This window comes from Bradyrhizobium barranii subsp. apii (assembly GCF_011516635.5).
Lineage (GTDB): Bacteria > Pseudomonadota > Alphaproteobacteria > Rhizobiales > Xanthobacteraceae > Bradyrhizobium > Bradyrhizobium barranii.
Window position 1 is genome coordinate 9,012,315 of record NZ_CP096255.1, and the last position, 17,507, is coordinate 9,029,821.

General features: G+C 59.0%; 10 protein-coding genes. 6 read left to right on the plus strand and 4 right to left on the minus strand.

Going from position 1 to position 17,507, the window contains the following annotated elements; all coding sequences use genetic code 11:
• Position 1 precedes the first annotated feature (1 nt).
• The 3 genes from HAP41_RS43105 (at position 2) to HAP41_RS43115 (ending at position 8,355) form a co-directional block, all read left to right on the plus strand.
• On the plus strand, positions 2-2,653 hold the full coding sequence (locus tag HAP41_RS43105) for a PD-(D/E)XK nuclease family protein (protein ID WP_166075518.1): 2,652 nt from the start codon (positions 2-4) through the stop codon (positions 2,651-2,653).
• Positions 2,650-5,943, plus strand: coding sequence for a UvrD-helicase domain-containing protein (locus HAP41_RS43110; RefSeq protein WP_166075517.1), 3,294 nt, complete (start codon positions 2,650-2,652; stop codon positions 5,941-5,943). The genes HAP41_RS43105 and HAP41_RS43110 overlap by 4 nt, the downstream gene beginning before the upstream one ends.
• A 72-nt stretch (positions 5,944-6,015) precedes the next feature.
• Positions 6,016-8,355 (plus strand): ATP-binding protein, encoded by a 2,340-nt coding sequence (locus HAP41_RS43115; RefSeq protein WP_166075516.1) that lies wholly within the window; start codon positions 6,016-6,018, stop codon positions 8,353-8,355.
• Between the two features lie 25 nt (positions 8,356-8,380).
• Here HAP41_RS43115 and HAP41_RS43120 read toward each other — a convergent pair whose 3' ends face one another.
• Entirely contained in the window at positions 8,381-9,559 is a 1,179-nt protein-coding gene (locus tag HAP41_RS43120) for a restriction endonuclease (RefSeq protein ID WP_166075515.1), read from the minus strand.
• Between the two features lie 236 nt (positions 9,560-9,795).
• On the opposite strand from HAP41_RS43120, the gene HAP41_RS43125 reads away from it, so the two are divergent.
• Positions 9,796-12,531, plus strand: a complete 2,736-nt coding sequence (locus tag HAP41_RS43125) for an ATP-binding protein (protein WP_224580586.1) — start codon at positions 9,796-9,798, stop codon at positions 12,529-12,531.
• A 14-nt stretch (positions 12,532-12,545) separates the two neighbouring features.
• Here the strand turns inward: HAP41_RS43125 and HAP41_RS43130 are convergent, their stop codons facing one another.
• The 3 genes from HAP41_RS43130 to HAP41_RS43140 all read right to left on the minus strand — a co-directional run bounded on the left by HAP41_RS43130 (position 12,546) and on the right by HAP41_RS43140 (position 15,941).
• On the minus strand, positions 12,546-13,001 hold the full coding sequence (locus HAP41_RS43130) for a hypothetical protein (protein ID WP_166075514.1): 456 nt from the start codon (positions 12,999-13,001) through the stop codon (positions 12,546-12,548).
• A gap of 68 nt (positions 13,002-13,069) precedes the next feature.
• The gene (locus tag HAP41_RS43135; protein WP_166075513.1) at positions 13,070-15,016 is read right to left on the minus strand and encodes an ATP-binding protein; all 1,947 of its coding nucleotides are present in this window, start codon (positions 15,014-15,016) and stop codon (positions 13,070-13,072) included.
• An 85-nt stretch (positions 15,017-15,101) separates the two neighbouring features.
• The gene (locus HAP41_RS43140) at positions 15,102-15,941 is read right to left on the minus strand and encodes a competence protein CoiA (RefSeq protein ID WP_166075512.1); all 840 of its coding nucleotides are present in this window, start codon (positions 15,939-15,941) and stop codon (positions 15,102-15,104) included.
• A gap of 95 nt (positions 15,942-16,036) precedes the next feature.
• Here HAP41_RS43140 and HAP41_RS43145 point away from each other — a divergent pair, with 95 nt between their 5' ends.
• Together HAP41_RS43145 and HAP41_RS43150 are read left to right on the plus strand one after the other, a co-directional pair.
• Entirely contained in the window at positions 16,037-16,981 is a 945-nt protein-coding gene (locus tag HAP41_RS43145) for a phage exclusion protein Lit family protein (RefSeq protein WP_166075511.1), read from the plus strand.
• A 17-nt stretch (positions 16,982-16,998) separates the two neighbouring features.
• Positions 16,999-17,502: a GIY-YIG nuclease family protein gene (locus HAP41_RS43150; protein ID WP_175617986.1), complete on the plus strand. Its 504-nt coding sequence runs from the start codon at positions 16,999-17,001 to the stop codon at positions 17,500-17,502.
• Positions 17,503-17,507: the final 5 nt, after the last annotated feature.

The following is a 17,507-nucleotide window of genomic DNA, read 5'->3' on the forward strand; positions in this document are numbered from 1 at the left end:
AATGATCACGCGCACCACTCATATCGTCGACGGTTTGCTCGCTTTACGCAGTGCGCGCGCGGCAGCCGCCATCAATCGTGCCATCGGCTGTGAAATCCTGACGCTTCCCCTTCTCGCCGGTCGCCTTGCCGGCGGGTTTACGACGCCCGCGGGGACTGATGTGCTTTACCCGGCGGTTCAGGCAGCCCTTGCTGCAGGAGGCTTTCAGGATATTGCCGGTATTGCAGGTTTGCCCGGCATGCCACGGGCGGTCCTTCAATCGCTCGATTCGGTCTGGCGGACGGACTTGGATTTAGCCTCACTCGCCCATGAAGCGGTGCGATTCCACGACCTTGCTCTGATTGAGGCGCGAATCCGCGAGAGTCTACCAGCCACCCATCTGCTGCCCCGCGACCTTCGCGATGCCGCCGTCAAACGCGCTGACTACAGCCGCACTCTTTTCGGCACTGTCACACTTGCCGGCATCATCGAGGTTGATCCGGTTTGGCGTCCCCTTCTCGATGCAATCACGCGCGTGACCGACCTGTCCTGGGATGTGCCGGACGGTGTTGAGCAGGCTTGGTTCGGCGGCGCCATCCGCAAGAGCGCAGCCCCTGGACCGACACATATCTCCGCCGAAGCGAGCGCAGATCCGAAATCAGAGGTCGTGGAGGCGCTGAGATGGGCTAGGCGACTGCTATCGACGGGCCAGGTCAAGGCACAGGACATCGCAATCGCCGCGACCTCGACGCAAGACTGGGACGATCACTTTCTTGCCTACGCGAGAAGTGCGGCACTCCGGGTCCATTTTTCTCATGGCGTGCCGGCGTTGAGCACGGCGGACGGTCAGACCTGCGCTGCCCTCGCGGATATCCTAGGCAATGGTCTCAGCCAGGAACGCGTCTGGCGGCTACTCCGACGCCTTCCGTCGCGGCCGTTCGCCAGCTCACTTCCCAAAGAATGGTTCGCCGGCATTGCGAGAGGGGCAGCGCTACGGACACTTGATCAATGGCGCGAAGCGTTCACCGCGGCCAAGCCACAGCGCGCCACGGCCGAGCTTGCCGAGCAAACTCTTCTGCCGATCCTCGATCTCCTCGCCCGCGGACCAGAGGCTGGAGGCGAAGTCGGCACGCGGCTGTTGAGCGGCGCCAGCCTGACGATGTGGGAAGAGGCACTGCGAAGCGCCCCGCCGCATGCAATTGCGTTGTCACTCCAATCATTGCGGGTCGCAGATCAACGCGAACCTGCCAATAGCATTGTCTGGTGTCCGGCATCGCAGTTAGTGTCGTGTCCGCGACCGTTCACACGTCTGCTTGGCTTCACCAGCCGATCCTGGCCACGATCGGACCAGGACGATCCCCTCATCCCGAATCATCTGCTCGAGCGCCGCAAGCTGCATCCCGTCAGCACCGCCGAGCGAGACCGCCTTCATTTCGAGATCATAAGGGCACAAACACGCGAGCAGCTGGTCTTGTCTCGCGCTCAGCGAAACGCCAGAGGCAGCCAGCTATCGCCAAGCACCTTATGGCCCGGAGACACGGTCGTTCACAAACGCGACCGCGTGCCAGAACACGCCTTCAGCGAAGCCGACCGGTTGTTGGCGCGCGCCCGCGACGCCGGGCAGCTCGCCCATGTGCGGCAGGCTCAGCTCTGTTGGCGAAACTGGCAGTGGAGCGCGGATCTCACCGCACATGACGGATTGTCGGGCGCCAATCACCCAGCGATCGAGGCCGCCCTTGTGCGGGTCCAGTCGACGACCTCATTGCAGCGCTTGCTGCGTGACCCGCTCGGATTCGTTTGGCGATATGCATTGGGCTGGCGCTCGGCTCGCCAAGAGCCCGAACCGTTGGAGCTCGATCCGACGTCGTTTGGCGAACTGGTACACGAGTTGATCAGCGGTGCGATCTCAGCGCTTGAGCCCGCGCCGGGATTTACGCGCGCAAGCGCCAACGAAATCGAGGCAGCAATCGAAGGCGCTTCAGCGGCCGTCCTTACCTCATGGCCATTGCAACGATCCGTTCCGCCGCCGATCCTTTGGCGTCACACGGTGAAGGAAGCGGCGCGCAGGACGGCCAAAGGCCTTGCCTCCGACGACGTGGTACGATCCGACACGCGGAGCTGGACCGAGGTGCCATTCGGTCAGATTGATCTGGTACCGGAACAGGTTCCGTGGGACGCAACGTCGGCCGTTCCGATCAAGCCGATCGGGTTGGTCTTCGGTGGCCGGATTGACCGATTAGATATTCGGGCGACTGGCGACGCCGCGAGGATCACAGATTACAAGAGCATAAAGCCGCCTCCGAAAGCTCAACGCATCACCCTTGGACAAGGGCGCGAGCTGCAACGGGTGCTTTACGCGATTGCCGTGCGGGCCCTACTGCCTGAGGTGAGAACAGTGGTCGCACGTCTGGTCTATCTGGCGGATGACCCGGCAACGTTCGAGCTCAAGGGAGACGAACTCGACGACGCAATCATGCACGCAACCGGCTACCTGTCGGCGGCAACGACAATCTTGCGCAGCGGGCGGCTTGCGCCTCGCTGGGAGAAAGACGCCTTCTATGACGACATGCGTCTTGCGCTCCCGGCGGATCGCGAAAGCTATCTACGTCGCAAGGCCTCGGAATTCCGCGCAGCCAACCAACAACTCAACAAGCTCTGGAGCGCCGCGACATGACGCTCGTCGATCAGGACAACCGTTGTCGGGCAATGACTGACTTCTCGTCGATCCTGCTGGTGGAAGCGGCTGCGGGAACCGGGAAGACGTCGCTCATGGCCGGGCGCGTGGCGATGATGCTCGCCGCAGGGCACCACCCCGAAGAGATCGCCGCAATCACCTTTACCGAGTTAGCGGCAAGCCAACTTGCTGCCCGAATTAGAGAGACCGTCGACCTCCTGCTGATGGGCGTGGTTCCGGCCTTCCTAAAGGCGGTCATTCCGCAGGGGCTGTCCGACCAGCAGCGAAACGCGCTCATTGCCGCATCCACGCAACTCGACGAGTTGACTGCCACAACCATCCACGGGTTTTGTCAGGCGATCATTCGCAGCCATGGCGTCCAGGCAGGCCTTGATCCTGGCGCTCGGGTCGCCGACGCGATCGTCGCCGACAATTTGTTCATGGCAGAATTATCAGCTTGGTTCTCACGCCGGCTCGCAACTGACGCCTCAGAGGACGATCCGATCGTTGTCTTGGCGGAGCAAATTCCGCTGCAGGTGGTCGACCTCATCCGTGAACTTGCATTCCTGAGGCGCAAGCACCCCGATGCTGAGCCGATCGCTCCGCCCCGAGATCGGCGACCTGACATCGACTTCGTCCAGGCTGTCGACGACTTCGAGCGATGGAGAACAAGCGTCGGGGACGAGGCATGGGCGCGAGAAATCGCACAGGAGCTCGGGAGACTGGCGACACGCTACCAAGGCTGCTTCGCCGGCGATCCGGATTTTCGCTCGTTGTGGCAACTATGCGACCCGGGATCGGGCCGGTTGTTTGGACGGAAGGGATTGCAGCTCAAGACGTACGACGAGGCCGCCCGCAGTTTTGGCGCTCACAAGAATGATGTTGGCGACGATGCAGGACGAGCGCTGTTCGAAGCGATCAACGACACGTGGAACCAGCTCATTGGGCACATCGCGAGCACTCTCGTCTCTTCGCTATCAAGCTCGCTCGACCAACTTCTGGAGAGCTATCGCGCTCGCAAACGCGCGGCGGCGATTTTGGATTTCGACGATCTCATTGTTCACGTTCAGTCGCTTGTGCGCTTACACGAAGACGTTCGACAGGCAGTTGGCCGGCGCTATCGGTATATTCTGGTCGACGAGTTCCAGGACACAGACCGCATTCAAAGTGAGATTCTGTTCTCGATTGCGGCAGTCGCCGAACGCCCAACGCATTGGGAGACCGCGCGGCTGCGCGCTGGAGCGCTTTTCCTCGTCGGCGATCCGAAGCAGGCGATCTATCGCTTTCGCGGTGCCGATATCGAAGCTTACGAACTTTGCAGCAGGCTGATCCAGGGCCAGGATGGCGGAGCAGTTATCGAGGTCACGGCGAATTTCAGATCGCTTAGCCCGATTATCCATCACGTAAATGCATGCTTCGAGCCGGTTTTTGCGAAGCCCTCTCAGCCTCGATATGTCGCTCTTGCCGCAACACTGTCCGACGTGGCGCAGTCCCTGCCGAGCGTGGCACGTTCCACGATCGAAATCCCTACCGCCGAGCGCATTTACGCGGAGATGTTTCGGGAGGCCGAAGCGGAAAGGGTCGCTGATATCTGCGCAGCATTGGTCGGAAACCTGCCGATTCTGCGGGCCGACAACACCCACACGCCCCTGAAGGCCGGCGACATCGCGCTTCTATCACCCGGCCATACGGAACTCTGGCGTTATGAACGAGCCCTCGAACAGCGAGGCCTCGCGGTTTCATCGCAAGCGGGCCAGACTTTGATGCGACGGCAGGAAACGCAGGATGTGCTGGCACTCGTAAGGGTGCTGGCAGATTCCTCGGACACGCTCGCCTTCGGGGCCTTCATGCGTGGTCCACTGGTTGGGCTCAGCGAACAGGAGCTGCTCGACATTACCGCCGCCCTCTCCGCGGATGGGACGGGTCAAACCTTCTTCACGGTGCGCACAGACCCCGGCTTGGTGCAGCATCCCTTGGCAAAGGACGTTCTCATGCTGCTGCAGAGCCTGCGGCGCAAAGCGGCCGTTGTCGCCCCGAGCCTGCTCCTCGCGGAGGCCATCGAGCGCCTAAACGCCCGTGTCATTATAGCAGCGCGCCACGGCAACCGGAACGCGCGAGCCCTCGCCAACCTGGATGCGCTGATCGAAAAAGCTCGCAGCTACGGAGTTGCCGGCCTACGCGCTTTCGTTCGCGATCTTCAATCTGACTGGGAGCGCAAAGCCAGAGCACCGGAGGGTCGCATCGACGCCGCGGAGCATGCGGTCGAGATTGTCACGATCCACAGTGCAAAAGGGTTGGAATGGCCGGTGGTCATCCCGATCAATTCGACGACCGAACTCTATCGGCCGGACCAGTTCGTTCACAGGCAATCCGACAACAGCCTGCATTGGATGATCGGTGGCATCGCGCCCCCGGAGCTGGCAGCCGCACGCGCGGCGGAAAGCCTCGAAGACGCCAATCAGCGCGAGCGAATTTGGTATGTAGCGAGCACCAGGGCGCGAAACCTCCTAATACTTCCCCATATCCCTCAAGCGTCAAAGGATTCGTGGTTCAGCTCCGTCGATCTTCGTCAACTTGAAGTGCCAGAACTAGATCTTTCCTCCTTCACGCCGGTAGCGGGCCGTTCTGGCTCCTCGCAGTCGAATGAGCAATCCGCTGAAATTTTTGCGACGGAACAGCGTTTCGTCGAGGACAGCTCGCCGCCTCTTGCATGGCGCAGACCGAGCGAACATGACGGGGATCGTCTTGGCGATTCTCTTGATGGCGTGATCACCTTGGAGAGCCAAGCGGAGCGTTTCGAAATTGCTGGCGCTGGCGCTCGGCGTGGGGTCATCCTGCATAAGCTCATGGAGGAACTCCTGACCGGCGAGCTCGCAGATGAACTGTCGGCGAGCGTCGCACGCGCCGACTACCTGCTCGATCAGCTAACGCCTGGCACAGAAGATGATCGAACGCGGCCCGATCCCAACGAAATGGGGGCGGCTGCAATTCGGACGCTTGCTTTGCCCGAAATTGCGGAGCTGCGGCCTCATCTCAGACCAGAGATTCCGGTCTGGGCGACGGACGGGGACGTTCTTGTCGCCGGTCGCGCCGATGCTTTGGCCATCAGCGACCAAGGTGTAGACGCCGCGATCGATTGGAAATCGGATGTCAACCCGACACTCGCCGCTCGCAAGGCGCACGCGCAACAGCTACGCGACTATCTGTCTGCAACTCATGCCAATCGGGGGGCTGTTGTCTACCTCACCAGTGGAGAGATTGTCTGGGTCGGAAATGACGACGACGACTAATCCCTTCTACAACCCACGGTCGCCGAGCACGAACGCCTCGGACAGCGCGCGGCATGGAAACTCGGAGGTCGCATGACCGGTAAAGTATCTAAAGACCAGACAGAGTACGATCTAGAGACCGCGATCTCTGCCGCGATTGAAGCTGCGTTTCCGCGCCTTGGCGCCGCCGGGATCAAGCATCAGATCGAATTCAGCATCCGTCTTGGACATGCCACGATCACGGCCAAAGGGCGTGAAAGCTGGATCAGGCGTGGGCGTGCGGACATCTTGCTGACCATGGACAGCAAACCGCTCGCCATACTGGAACTAAAAAAACGCGGCGTAGCGTTGACCACGGACGACGGTGAACAGGGCATCTCCTACGCACGCCTGCTGCCAATCATGGCTCCCTTCGTCGTAATTACCAACGGCAATGAAACGCGGATCATAGAGACCTTCTCGGGTCAGCCCTACACGGGGGAAACGCCGGACGCGAAGTCCTTTGAGGCCCTGATGATCTCCGCGGCGAGAGTGGCCGCAGGCGACCGCGATGACGCAATCGCGACGCTGATGGGCTCAGACCCGCAAGTTTGGACGAGCGCGGTAGCCGCCGCTTCGGCAAGAGCCGTCAACGAGTTGACCGCCACGACAGACCATCCTCTGCGCCCGTTCGGTCCGCTGAAGATCCTTCGTCTTGCGACGCGCCAACTCGCCCACAAGCTTCGGACCTCCCGACTGGTGCTGATCTCGGGACCACCTCTCGCCGGAAAGACCAATATCCTCGAACAGCTCGTTCGCTTGATCGACCCGCAAGTGGCCGGCGGTCTGTTTCTCGAGTGCGGAGCAAGCGAAGTCTTTCGAAAGATTTCCGATCTGCTGGCCGACACGCTCGACTGGCCCGTCGATCCGGAAGCCGCACGCGCCTGGGTACGCCAGCTTTCGCGCGCCGGCGGACCAGCTCTCGTGCTTGCCATAGACCGTCTCGATCCCGAAGATCGCGATGACGTCCGGATGATCGAGGACCTTACGTCGAACACGTTCGGTCCCGCTTTGCGCGTCGTCGTTGGCCTGGACACGGACGCCACCCGGCGCGCGCTGACGAGCGCAGACGGTCGCCGAGAGTCACCCATCGGCCGTCGGGCTGCGATCGTCGAAGTCGAGGATCTTGCCGAGCCGGAGTATTTCGTTGCGCTCAAAGCTCTGGCTGAGCTGAACATGGGCATCATGGACGGTGGGCAGCACAGCCCCGATCTACGCCGTCCATGGCTCCTCCAGGCTATGGCGACACGCCTATCGGGGATCAAGCGCGAGGGCGTGGGCGTATTCCCGGCAGTGCCCGGACTGGAAATCATCGCCCAGGCCCGCGCCAACTTCAGCGACCCCGAACTGCGCCGCCGATACGGCGGGCTCGCTCAGGCCATCGCCGCGGACGCCCAGGATCAGAGCAAACCTTACGCCATGGCGCTCGAACTCATGGGGCGATACTTCGTCCGGCGCGCAACTCTGGACGGCATCCTGCCGGCGTCGGACATAGAATGGCTTCTCAGGCAGGGTTACCTCACCCCTTCGATTGCAGATGACAACGTACCAATATTGACCGTCGGATTCCCCGAGCTTCTGGCGAGCGAACTCGCGCGCCATCTTTCCATCGAACTGCGAGAATTGGTAGAAACCGATCCCGTCGAGGCCGCTGAATGGCTCGCCGGCGCGGCAAGCAATTTCCTCTTCGGTGACATCGTCGCTGCCCAAGCGTTTCTCGACCTCAGCTCAGGCAACGGCCGCGTTCCGCTGGCTCTTTACGATGCTCTGGCCAACACGATGCCCGACCGGGAAGCCACTCATGCCGGACAGCATCTCTCAACCTGGGTCGAGGGTGTCGGTTCGATCGACATCCGCCCGCAGGATGATGGTTCAACGATCCTGACGATCAACGGCGAAGACCATACCGTCGAGAGCGATGACGATCAGGGCGAATCTCTCGGGAATGTCCATGCGTGGCTGATCCTCTCGCAGTTGGCCTCCCGCCGGTTCGTCGCCGAGGGAAATGGCAGCCAGCGCCGCCTCGATCCTGAAACTCTTCTCCTCGTAGGAACCGCTGATTTCGTCCTACGGCAACCGCGCAATGACATCTTGATGGACTCAGTGCCGGTCCACGACTCCGACGAAGGGGGCCAGTTCGTCTGTCACAATGCCGGCGTCGTCGAGGCGGTAACGCAATCAATCCTGAGATATCTGTCGAACGAGCCTCGCGAGGATCGCGATACGTTCGTCGCGGCCGCGATGGACATCGATAGCATTTATCTGACGGCCCGCCTCGACATAGCTCTGCGAATGTTGACCCGGTCGACAGATGCCGACCTGGCCGCATGGGCGTCAGAGGTGCTGACCAACACCGTTCGCCCTGCTTTCCTGCGTCACGCGCAAGATCATTAGCCACCGGACCCTCGAACCACGTTGCTCAATGTCCCCGCAACCCGAATTCCGCGATAATTGCAGGTCGGGCAGCCAACAGACGTTCGAGATGGCTTTCGGGCCACATCTCGATGCGCGGCGACGCGCCCGTTGCATTGTGGTGTTCAATCCAGGTGACAGCGTCGGCAGTAAACCGGCCACTGGTCGCGATAGTCAGCACGTCGACGCGTGGATTGTTCCAAAGGGCCATCTGCTCCTTCGTAGATGAGACCTCCGCAAGGCTCACACTACGGCTCGTCCAGTGCTTGCACTGGATGACGACTCGAAGGCGCAGCGTGCCCGACAGCTCATCCTTGATAACTCGCGTCACCGAGAGATCGCGGCCTCTATCAGGCGCTCTCGTCTGCATGAGCCACTCTGGGTTTTCATAACCCGGAGTATCGCTAATCAGCGTGAAGATCAGACGCTCGAAAGCCTGATCGTCGATTTCGGTCCAGGCAAGCGCGGTCATGATCGGTCCTGCCGGCCGCGCAGCGACCAGCGCCGCCAGGTCGTCCACCTGCACCGACACCGCGTCGTTGACGCCGTACAAACCCTTGCGCAAGGTGCTCTTCACGTCCGGCCAATCCATCGCTTCAATGTCGTGGAGATCGCCAACGCAGCCAAAGTGCATGTGCCGCATCATATCGGACCAGCGCGCCGGCTTCTTCACAGTTGAGCCGAGCAGCACCTCAATCTGCTTCATATGCTCGCGCATATCGCTCCACATTTCCCGGTCGAGCTGCTCGCGGGGCTCGGTCTCCGGGGCGACCTTCGCTCGGACCGCGCGGATGTCCGCGTCAATCTGGTCGATCAAGCCAATGAGCGCATCACTTATCAGTGCCTTGCGCGTATTGTTGAACCGGAAGCGGTACTCCCGCAGCTCACGTCCCGGTTCCTCGACCCAGCGTTCGACGGATACGTGCGCACTCGGCTCGTCGATTTCCATCGCATCCAGCCTGCTCTGCGCAACGCCGTCGAGATCGGGTGGAGTCGCTGTAGGCTTCCAGCCATCAATTTTCGGAAGACTCGCGAGAAGAAGATCAAAGGAGCGTGAGCGGTCCTCGTATTCGACATTTTCACCGAACGCGACTCCCGTCGGAATCATATTGGCCATTTCTTCCCAAAGCCGCTCAAGCTTGATGAGATTGGCCTCCGCAGCCTCGAACTGTTCGAGAGCGGCCATTATAGAACTGCTTGTTTTATTGCGCGCAGACATGCGCTTTCCCCTCGCCGAAACTACAACTGAAAATACTACGAGATAGAGGACTAAGGCAGCACGAACCCAATCTTTTGACTACCCAAATAGATATCATCCACGGTATATCGCGAGCCTTGCTTATGTTAAATTGACACCATTACCTTTAGCTGAGCGCGAGAAGCACTCGCGCTTTTTATTTGAGCCATAGAAGACCGCTGCAGATGGAAACGTTCAACCTTGACCCCCGTCAGCTTATTCGGATCGAAGCCGTTCATCGCGGGTTCCTCTATCAGCACCTCTACGCCGCCGCGTGTCTGTTTAATGCTGCCCGGGCCGGCGTGACCCATGTCGTCGTTGAGAATGATGAAGACGTCGAGCTCGTGCAGCCCGATAGACGAATCTACTTACAGGTCAAAACTCGGGCATCTAACCTTATCCTAAGCGACATTGATGGCGCACTCTCAAGATTCGCGGCTATCAGGAAGGAGCACGAGGAGGGTCGACGGGGCGGTTCATGCCAATTCGCCGTAGTATCTAATAGTGCGCCTGGCCCGGAACTTGCCAAGCTCGTCGCAGCCAGAGAATGGCCGTCCGACACCACGCTCCATTGGCCGCAATCACCCGCCGTAGACCAGGCAATACCCTTGCCGTGGAGGACCATCGCGGACGGTTTCGAGGCGTGCCGAGCGGCTGCCGAAACGCTTCCTTTTTCAGTACTGGCTCCGGAAACCCTCGTCTGGAAAATCGCTGGCCGGATGATAGCAGCAGCGGGTGGGATTGAGCCAAGTGCCAATCACACGTTCACGGTTGAGGAATTACCGGCACTCTTCGAGCAGCTTATTGTCCAACTCCAAGATTTTCCCGCTCCGCCGCTTCGATATCGTCCGCAGGAACGTGAACCAAATCTGGCAAATGGCCAACGCGTGCGACTCGTCGTTGGCTTCTCCGGTGCAGGAAAGACTTCCTGGGTTTCTCAGACAGCTCTGCATACTTCTGACCGTCTGGCATATTACGATATTGCCGAGATTTCCGGTCCAGCTCTGGCCAGTGCCGTCGCACGCGAACTTGCAGCTCGCATCTTCGGATCGCGTGGCGGCAAGCTAGGCGAGATCTTGTTACCGGGCGCAAGCGGCACCGAAATCCTGTTTGCAATCGGTCGCCACCTTGCCGAGGACAAACTCGCGGCGACTGTGGTGTTGGATAACGCGCATCGCATTGCAGCCGCGGATTTGGTTTCGCTGGTCGGAGCCTCCGATCAGCTGCAGTTTGTGCTTCTCGCCCAGCCCAGCGCAACGATCGCCCGAATCGAGGCAACGCTTGGAGTGAAGGCGGAGTTGCTTCTCGGCTGGTCCAATGAGACGGCCGCGGCCGAGGGAGCGTCGCTCGGATGCCGTGGCGACTTCTCAGACTATGAGCGCTTGTTGAAACTCACTGGCGGACTGCCGCTCTACGTCCAGAATGCGCTGAAAATTGCGGCTGAAAGCTACGAGGGGGTGGTCGCCCGTGTCTGTGCGGCGCTTGAAGAGCGCACCCATATTGTCGAGACTGCGCAAGAACTTATTCTGGCAGATGTCTTCGACAGATTTAACGACCCTGAGCGCCGCGCTGTCGCGGCGCTCAGTCTCAGCGACGTCCCGCTGACTCAATCCGAAGCCAGTGTCGTATTGAAGCGCGCCTTCGACCTCGATCCGGAAATCGCGGCCACGGCATTCAGGCGATTGCGAACAAGCGGTACAATCCAGATTTTCGGCGTTGATCGTTTCAAGATTCACGATGCGATGAGACCGCTCGGCCGCACCTACCTGAGTGACGCCGGGGGTGAGCATCTGCAAAATGCACGCGAGGCCATTCGCGACCTCCTTATGAAGGCACTACCCAACGATCACGACCGTCAAAGAGTTTTTCTTCTCCTGAGGATGTTTGTCGCTCTTGGGAACGTGAAGCCTCTCGTTGAGATGGCGACCGACGAGATATTTCACGAACTAGGCTATATGGGCGAGATAACCGATTTTCTGGCTCAAGCCGCGGCATCGGAAGAAATTGCTGCAGAAGATCGGTTCTGGGCTTTGGATGGACTGGTTTTCGCCCATTTCAAAGGCGGCGACGACGTCAACATTCAGACAAAACTCGATCAGATGGACGAGCTGGTTCGCCAGCATTCCCTCGGCTTATCCGAACGCCTGGCGGTTGGCATGAAACGGATGGTATTCGCGGCCCGCGCCAAAGATGTTGCCACGGTCGAAAAGACCATGAAGGAACTAACCCGGGTTTTGCCGCAAACTCCACAGCACCTTCGCGTGGCAAAATATAATTACGCGCATGCATTGTACGAACTGGGGCTGATGAATGAATGTGTCATCTCAACGCTCGACCTTATATCGGAATATTATGATCTGCTTGGACTCACACTCGGTGACGTCATGGGCAAGAACCCTGACAAAATATTTCCACTGTTGAAAGGCGAGCAAAGCCACACCGACGATCTCAAGCACCTCGCGGACTCCCTTGACCTGCAATCGAAGGCAATCAAGGCCACAGGCCGTTTTCCAGGGCTTGGTCCAATCCACGCCATGAAATTCTATTCTATGGCGCACTCGCTGGACTCGTTTGTACGCGTCGGACAGGAACTGGTAGACGATTTTATCGAACGCAATGACTACGCCGGCGCGCGGGATGTCATTGAGCGAAACCTGATGCCGACGATCATGGACATGAAGCTTGCGGGTAGGATCATTCCCGTACGTAGCCAGTATGCAGTTGCTCTCGCATACTGCGGAGCCTTCGCCGAAGCAGAGGCCGAAATGTCGCGGCTGATGCCATACGAAAGCGGCCTAGACGAACGCGGTCAGCGCGAGCTCAGGGACCAACGCGAACTTATCGCATACCTCAAGGTCAATCCTCCACCGCCGCAGTGGCAGATGCCTCCGCGGCTCAGCGGACCGCTAGCGAAAAAGTAAACCCTTGGAAGCCGCTAAGACGCGATCCACCGTCGAAGATAGATGTCTGTCTCCTTCCGGCCTTTGCAATGATACGTCTTGCGTATCATCTTCCTCATAGTTTCACCCTGAGGCCCAACTCGCTGTTCTGCCTCCGATAGATCCACTGCAGCCAACTCTTCAGCGGTGAACCCGCCGATTGGCATCGGGTTCACGGTCCAAATCTCATCAAGACTTGCGACTGTACCGTTCGAAAACTCGATGCGCTTCAGCAGACGCGGAACATGGCTTTCGAGCCCATACAGGCGCGCCGCGCCAAGCTTTGTACTCACACGAACATCTAAAATTGGCTTCCTTCGATAGAACGTGACATCGGTCGGCTGTCCCGATGTTGACAGCATTGTAAGCGTATGGATCAGCATCCCTTCTCGACCGCCAAAGTGCTCGTCGAGACGTTTCATCGCTTCCTGCGGCGTGATGTCCTGTGTCATTCGCTATCTCAACTCCGAGCAACGTCAGGCAAAAGGGTAATTACGTTGCTATTCCATCTCGGCCACTTTCAGCGGCCCGTTTGCACTGCGTCACCGAATAGGGTCGCCTGCCGAGGATGCTGCGGAGTGAGGAATGCCTCGGCATCCAAGCCTTGAGTTTTAAGAAAAGGAACATCCTTAAGCTTGTCGCGAAGCCCGAGCATGCGCTTCTCGGCGCGCTTTACGAAAGTCGCGTAAGTTATCGGTATGATCGTGACACGCCCATCGTATTTCGTATCGATACCTGCTTCAGTGCTCTTGATTTGCGAGCCAAGCACAAAGCAAGTGACAGTTGCGGCATCGGTCAAAAGCCCTTTTTCGAGCAATTCTTCAACATAGCGCCATGGTTGATTCTTTTCTTTGCCTCCAATAACGACACCGGGCTTTTTGATCTCCGTGATGACAAGCCGAGCGACGCCATCAACTTCACCACCCAGGTCGTGAGAATCGCGGCTGTAAAAGCCAACACTGCCATCGGGCAACATCACGAAATCTGGCCGCTGCAACGATCCTTTTTGCTTCTTTCCGAAGACCTTGCTGATAACCGTGGTCATGCCCCGGTTGCTCGTGAATTCTAGGCTCTCAAACTCCGGACCAAAAACCCACAAGCTGCGTTCAAACAACGGCTGGAGGTCGGCAACCTCATCCATTGTTTCGTCCTGCAGTTTCGAATCCAGTTCTGCGATAAGCTTCAGCCGTGTCTGAATTTCATCAAGCGCGAGCTTCGCAGTGCGAACGGTCCAGTCAGCGAGGATCGCATAGAGTTCGTCAAGATCACCCGGCTTCATCGCGTGGAGCTTGGAAATCAGCGCATATTTTGAATTTGCCAGCTCAAGATTTGCTAGCACTCCGGCAACCTGCTCCACCGTCTCGAGATTCATACTCGGACAGGTATCCACGACCTGGTCAACGAAATCGTTCCAGCGATCACGGCTAACTGGCGGCAACTTCGAGACCGTAGGTGCTAGGTTCTCCCGAACGGCCTCCTTGGCGTCACGCCGGCGGTCTGCATTCACCTCATTCAAATACTCGCGTATTTTGGCGTGAACCGCCGCTTGGGTCGCTCGCCACCCCTCATTGTGTGGCCAAAAACCAGACCAGTCCGGCAAGACATCATCGCCCAGGAAGTCTGCTCGCACGATGAATATAAAGCGCTTCGCCTCGCTGCTACGGCCATCAAGTAACCGCTCTTGATCGAAGCCTACCCATCCAGGCGAGCGTACTAGACGGTTGTTAACCCGCCACGCGATGCCGTGCTGGCGCGTGGTCCGATCGGCCTTTTGCGTATCGATTACGACCAGATGCGCGACGCCAAAGCCAGGGACTGGGATGTCGATCGTACTGCGCTGGCTTTCCGGTACATCGTCGAAAGTGATGCGTGTACCGTTGAGCGTGACCGTGAAATTTGGATCGGCGAGGAAACGTGTGCCGATGACCTCGCGAGCAGCCTCGGCGTTCATCCCCATCGGGATAGGCTCTATCGACGAAATCACGGTTCCGTGCCCGCTCACATTCTCACGAATGTCGAGGCGCTCAACGAGAAACGGCTGAGTGGCGCTCCGTCGAACCTCAAATGTCACCTCCGTGCCTTCACGCCACGTTCGTACCTTGTAGGCTTCTCCGAACCGAAACGCGGCATGCCGACCTTTACCATTGCGCCCATATGGCTCTCGCGGCTGCAGACCCTTCAAATCAGGCGGAGGATTCGATAGCTTCCCCTGGGATCGGACGCGGTCGTAATCGAGCGTCCGCCAGCGCAAACGAAATTGCGCTTCCGACATCCCCTCGCCATTGTCCTCGATCTCGAAATATCTCTCTCCGCCTGACTCCGGCCACACGATGTCAACCCGCGTCGTCCAGGCGTCCCAAGCATTCGCCACGAGCTCAACTATGGCAACGGCAGGATCTTGGATGATCGAGCCCGCATGCCGTTCCAAAAATCGATTGTCGAAAAATAAATTTGCGTCGTCGGCCATGCGTTTCCCTCGGCGCACCTTAGCAAATGGCTCTGGTGTCGTCCACGAGACGGTGGAACTAACCAGCCTCATCAATGATCTATTTTTACAGATCGCTCGAATACAACGGATAGTACCGAGCACCGATTTTAACTGCCTCCGCCTCCGTCATAACGTCATGAATGAATTTCCGCTTCGCCACCAAGCGTACGCATTTCAACCCGGTCTCGTCATAAACTTCGAGCCGCACGAGCCAATCATCGCCGAAATCGATATAGACCGGGCACCGAGCATCCAGCCACGTCGCGCGAGGGCGTACCCAGTCATATTGATGATGTCCACGATAAGCCGCTTCAACCTCGGCCTTGATGCGGTGCATTCCCTCGATGAACCCGCCTCGCAACGTTGCCTTGGTCACGCCAGAGTAGTGTTTGCGGTTCTCCGAAACGCGAAAGAAGATCCCGCTGTTGGCGCCGTCCATATGTCGCTGGGCTTTCTCCCAGACGAGATCCTGCGCAAGCTCCGACGTCGGGTCCGGCAGCATGTGGTAGATATCGAAATTCTTTTGGAACGGCTTGCCGTCGATGACCCAAACAAGATTCTGATAGAAGGCCTCTCTCGACTGCCGTTCGGCATCCGTCATGCTTGAGTGCTGGATCTCAATGTAGATGCCGGTTAGCGTCTTGATGTCGGCGCGATGAATTTCGCCGTCAGGGGCGGTGTGTGAGACTTCGCGGCATTCCCCGGGAAAACTGTTCTTCCATTCCCGATGCCACTCCGTTTCATTCTCCCACCACGGATCGCAATCACGCCGGCCGCGATGTGCCCAGTGATGGATGATGCGCGGGCCACATTTGGCCACCATGGCGGCCCCGCATGTGGGACAGGTGCCCGTTGCCCCCGGAATAGCTTCCCGCCGTTCGCCTTCGATCAACGCATACTGCATGTCGCCCCAACCTTATTAACGAACGCCGCCTGGATACTATAAGCTGATATCTTGATACCAAACCACTTCTTGCGTGATCGAAGGAATTCTACTGAATGTCCGACGCCCCTTCCGACCGGACCATAGTTCTTAACTTGCTGCGCGGCGCCGTGCCCGAGCGTGCAGATGAGATATCAAAACTCTGGCTGGATCACGGGCACGCGGTCCAGGTCGCGCCCAGCGCTCAAGGCTCAACGATGAACGCCACCAGCAAGCGCATAAAATTCGACACCAAGACCATCGACTTCTTCTGGCTGATTGGTTTCAGCGCATGGCGCGCGATCGAAGTCTACGCTCCGGCCCTGACTCTCGCGATCATCAACGGCGCGACCGTCGAAGCCACCCTCAACGTCGACCAGGAACGCGGCCAGTTCGAGCAGGACTACAAGCAACGGATCGCGAGCGCCCAATCACTTCTCGATACCGCCGACACATCGGACATCGCATGGCCCGACGACGTGCCGATGCCGACTGACAGGCGGGAAAGCCTCACCAACGGGCAGGACATGGCGGTCTTCGATCTCGTCGCGCTCGGCTTGGCTTTCGCGCTCCTGCACGAATTCAAGCACGTCCAGGCTCGCGCGCTGGAAGCCACGGAGCAAATTCCAGAGAAGGAACGTCAAGATCGAGCCGAAGAGGAAATGGCCTGCGATACCTGGGCGCGCGAATTCTTGACGAGCGGGATCGCCCGCTACGCCTCGGCGAACGACCATAGCTATGCGCAGGTCGAGCAGAAGCGTGCAATGGGCATCGCGCTTGCCGCGGTGACGATACATGCGATGACTCCGCACCACGCCCATTGGGGCGGCGGGGACTATCCGCCGATCGGAGATCGGATCGAAGCAATGATCGGCGGGTACAACCTGCCGGACGCTTCCCCCTTCTGGGTCTTCACCGCCTGTTTGCTGGTCTCGCTCATGCGGCAGGACGGCCGTCGGCTCGACTATACCGGCGCATCTTTCCGGGAGTTCGTCCTGACGCTTCTTGCCGAGTTGCGTTGATAGCCGGAGGACGGGAGATGCCGGTCTATTTTCTGGGCGAGGACGAAAACGGATGCTCTCCGATCAAGATCGGGGTGGCCAAGAATATTGAGGCTCGCAAGCGCAACCTCCAGACCGGCAACCCGCTCGAATTGCGCCTTCTCGGGTGGATCGACACCGGCGATGTCTTCCAGGTAGAACGTCGGCTGCACCAGCGCTTCGCAACATCGCGCGTCCGCGGTGAATGGTTTGCGATCGAGCCGGCGGACATCCTGCCCGTGCTGATGCGCGAGGGCCGCTCGGGGTTCGTCGCGAAGAATGCCGATGCTTTCCAGATCGTCGGCTACGACCGCGATGCTGTGCCGGAATATCTGGGCGTCTGGGAATGGGGGGATCTGGAGCTAGAAGAATGCTGCCCTTTCTGCGGCTGCCTTTGCGGCATGCACTTTCAGGACGCATCGCAGATGTACCACTGCCTTAACTGCGACACGCTGACCGACTTCTCCGAGTTGGACATGCGCCGCCACGAACCGGATGAGTAGACCAT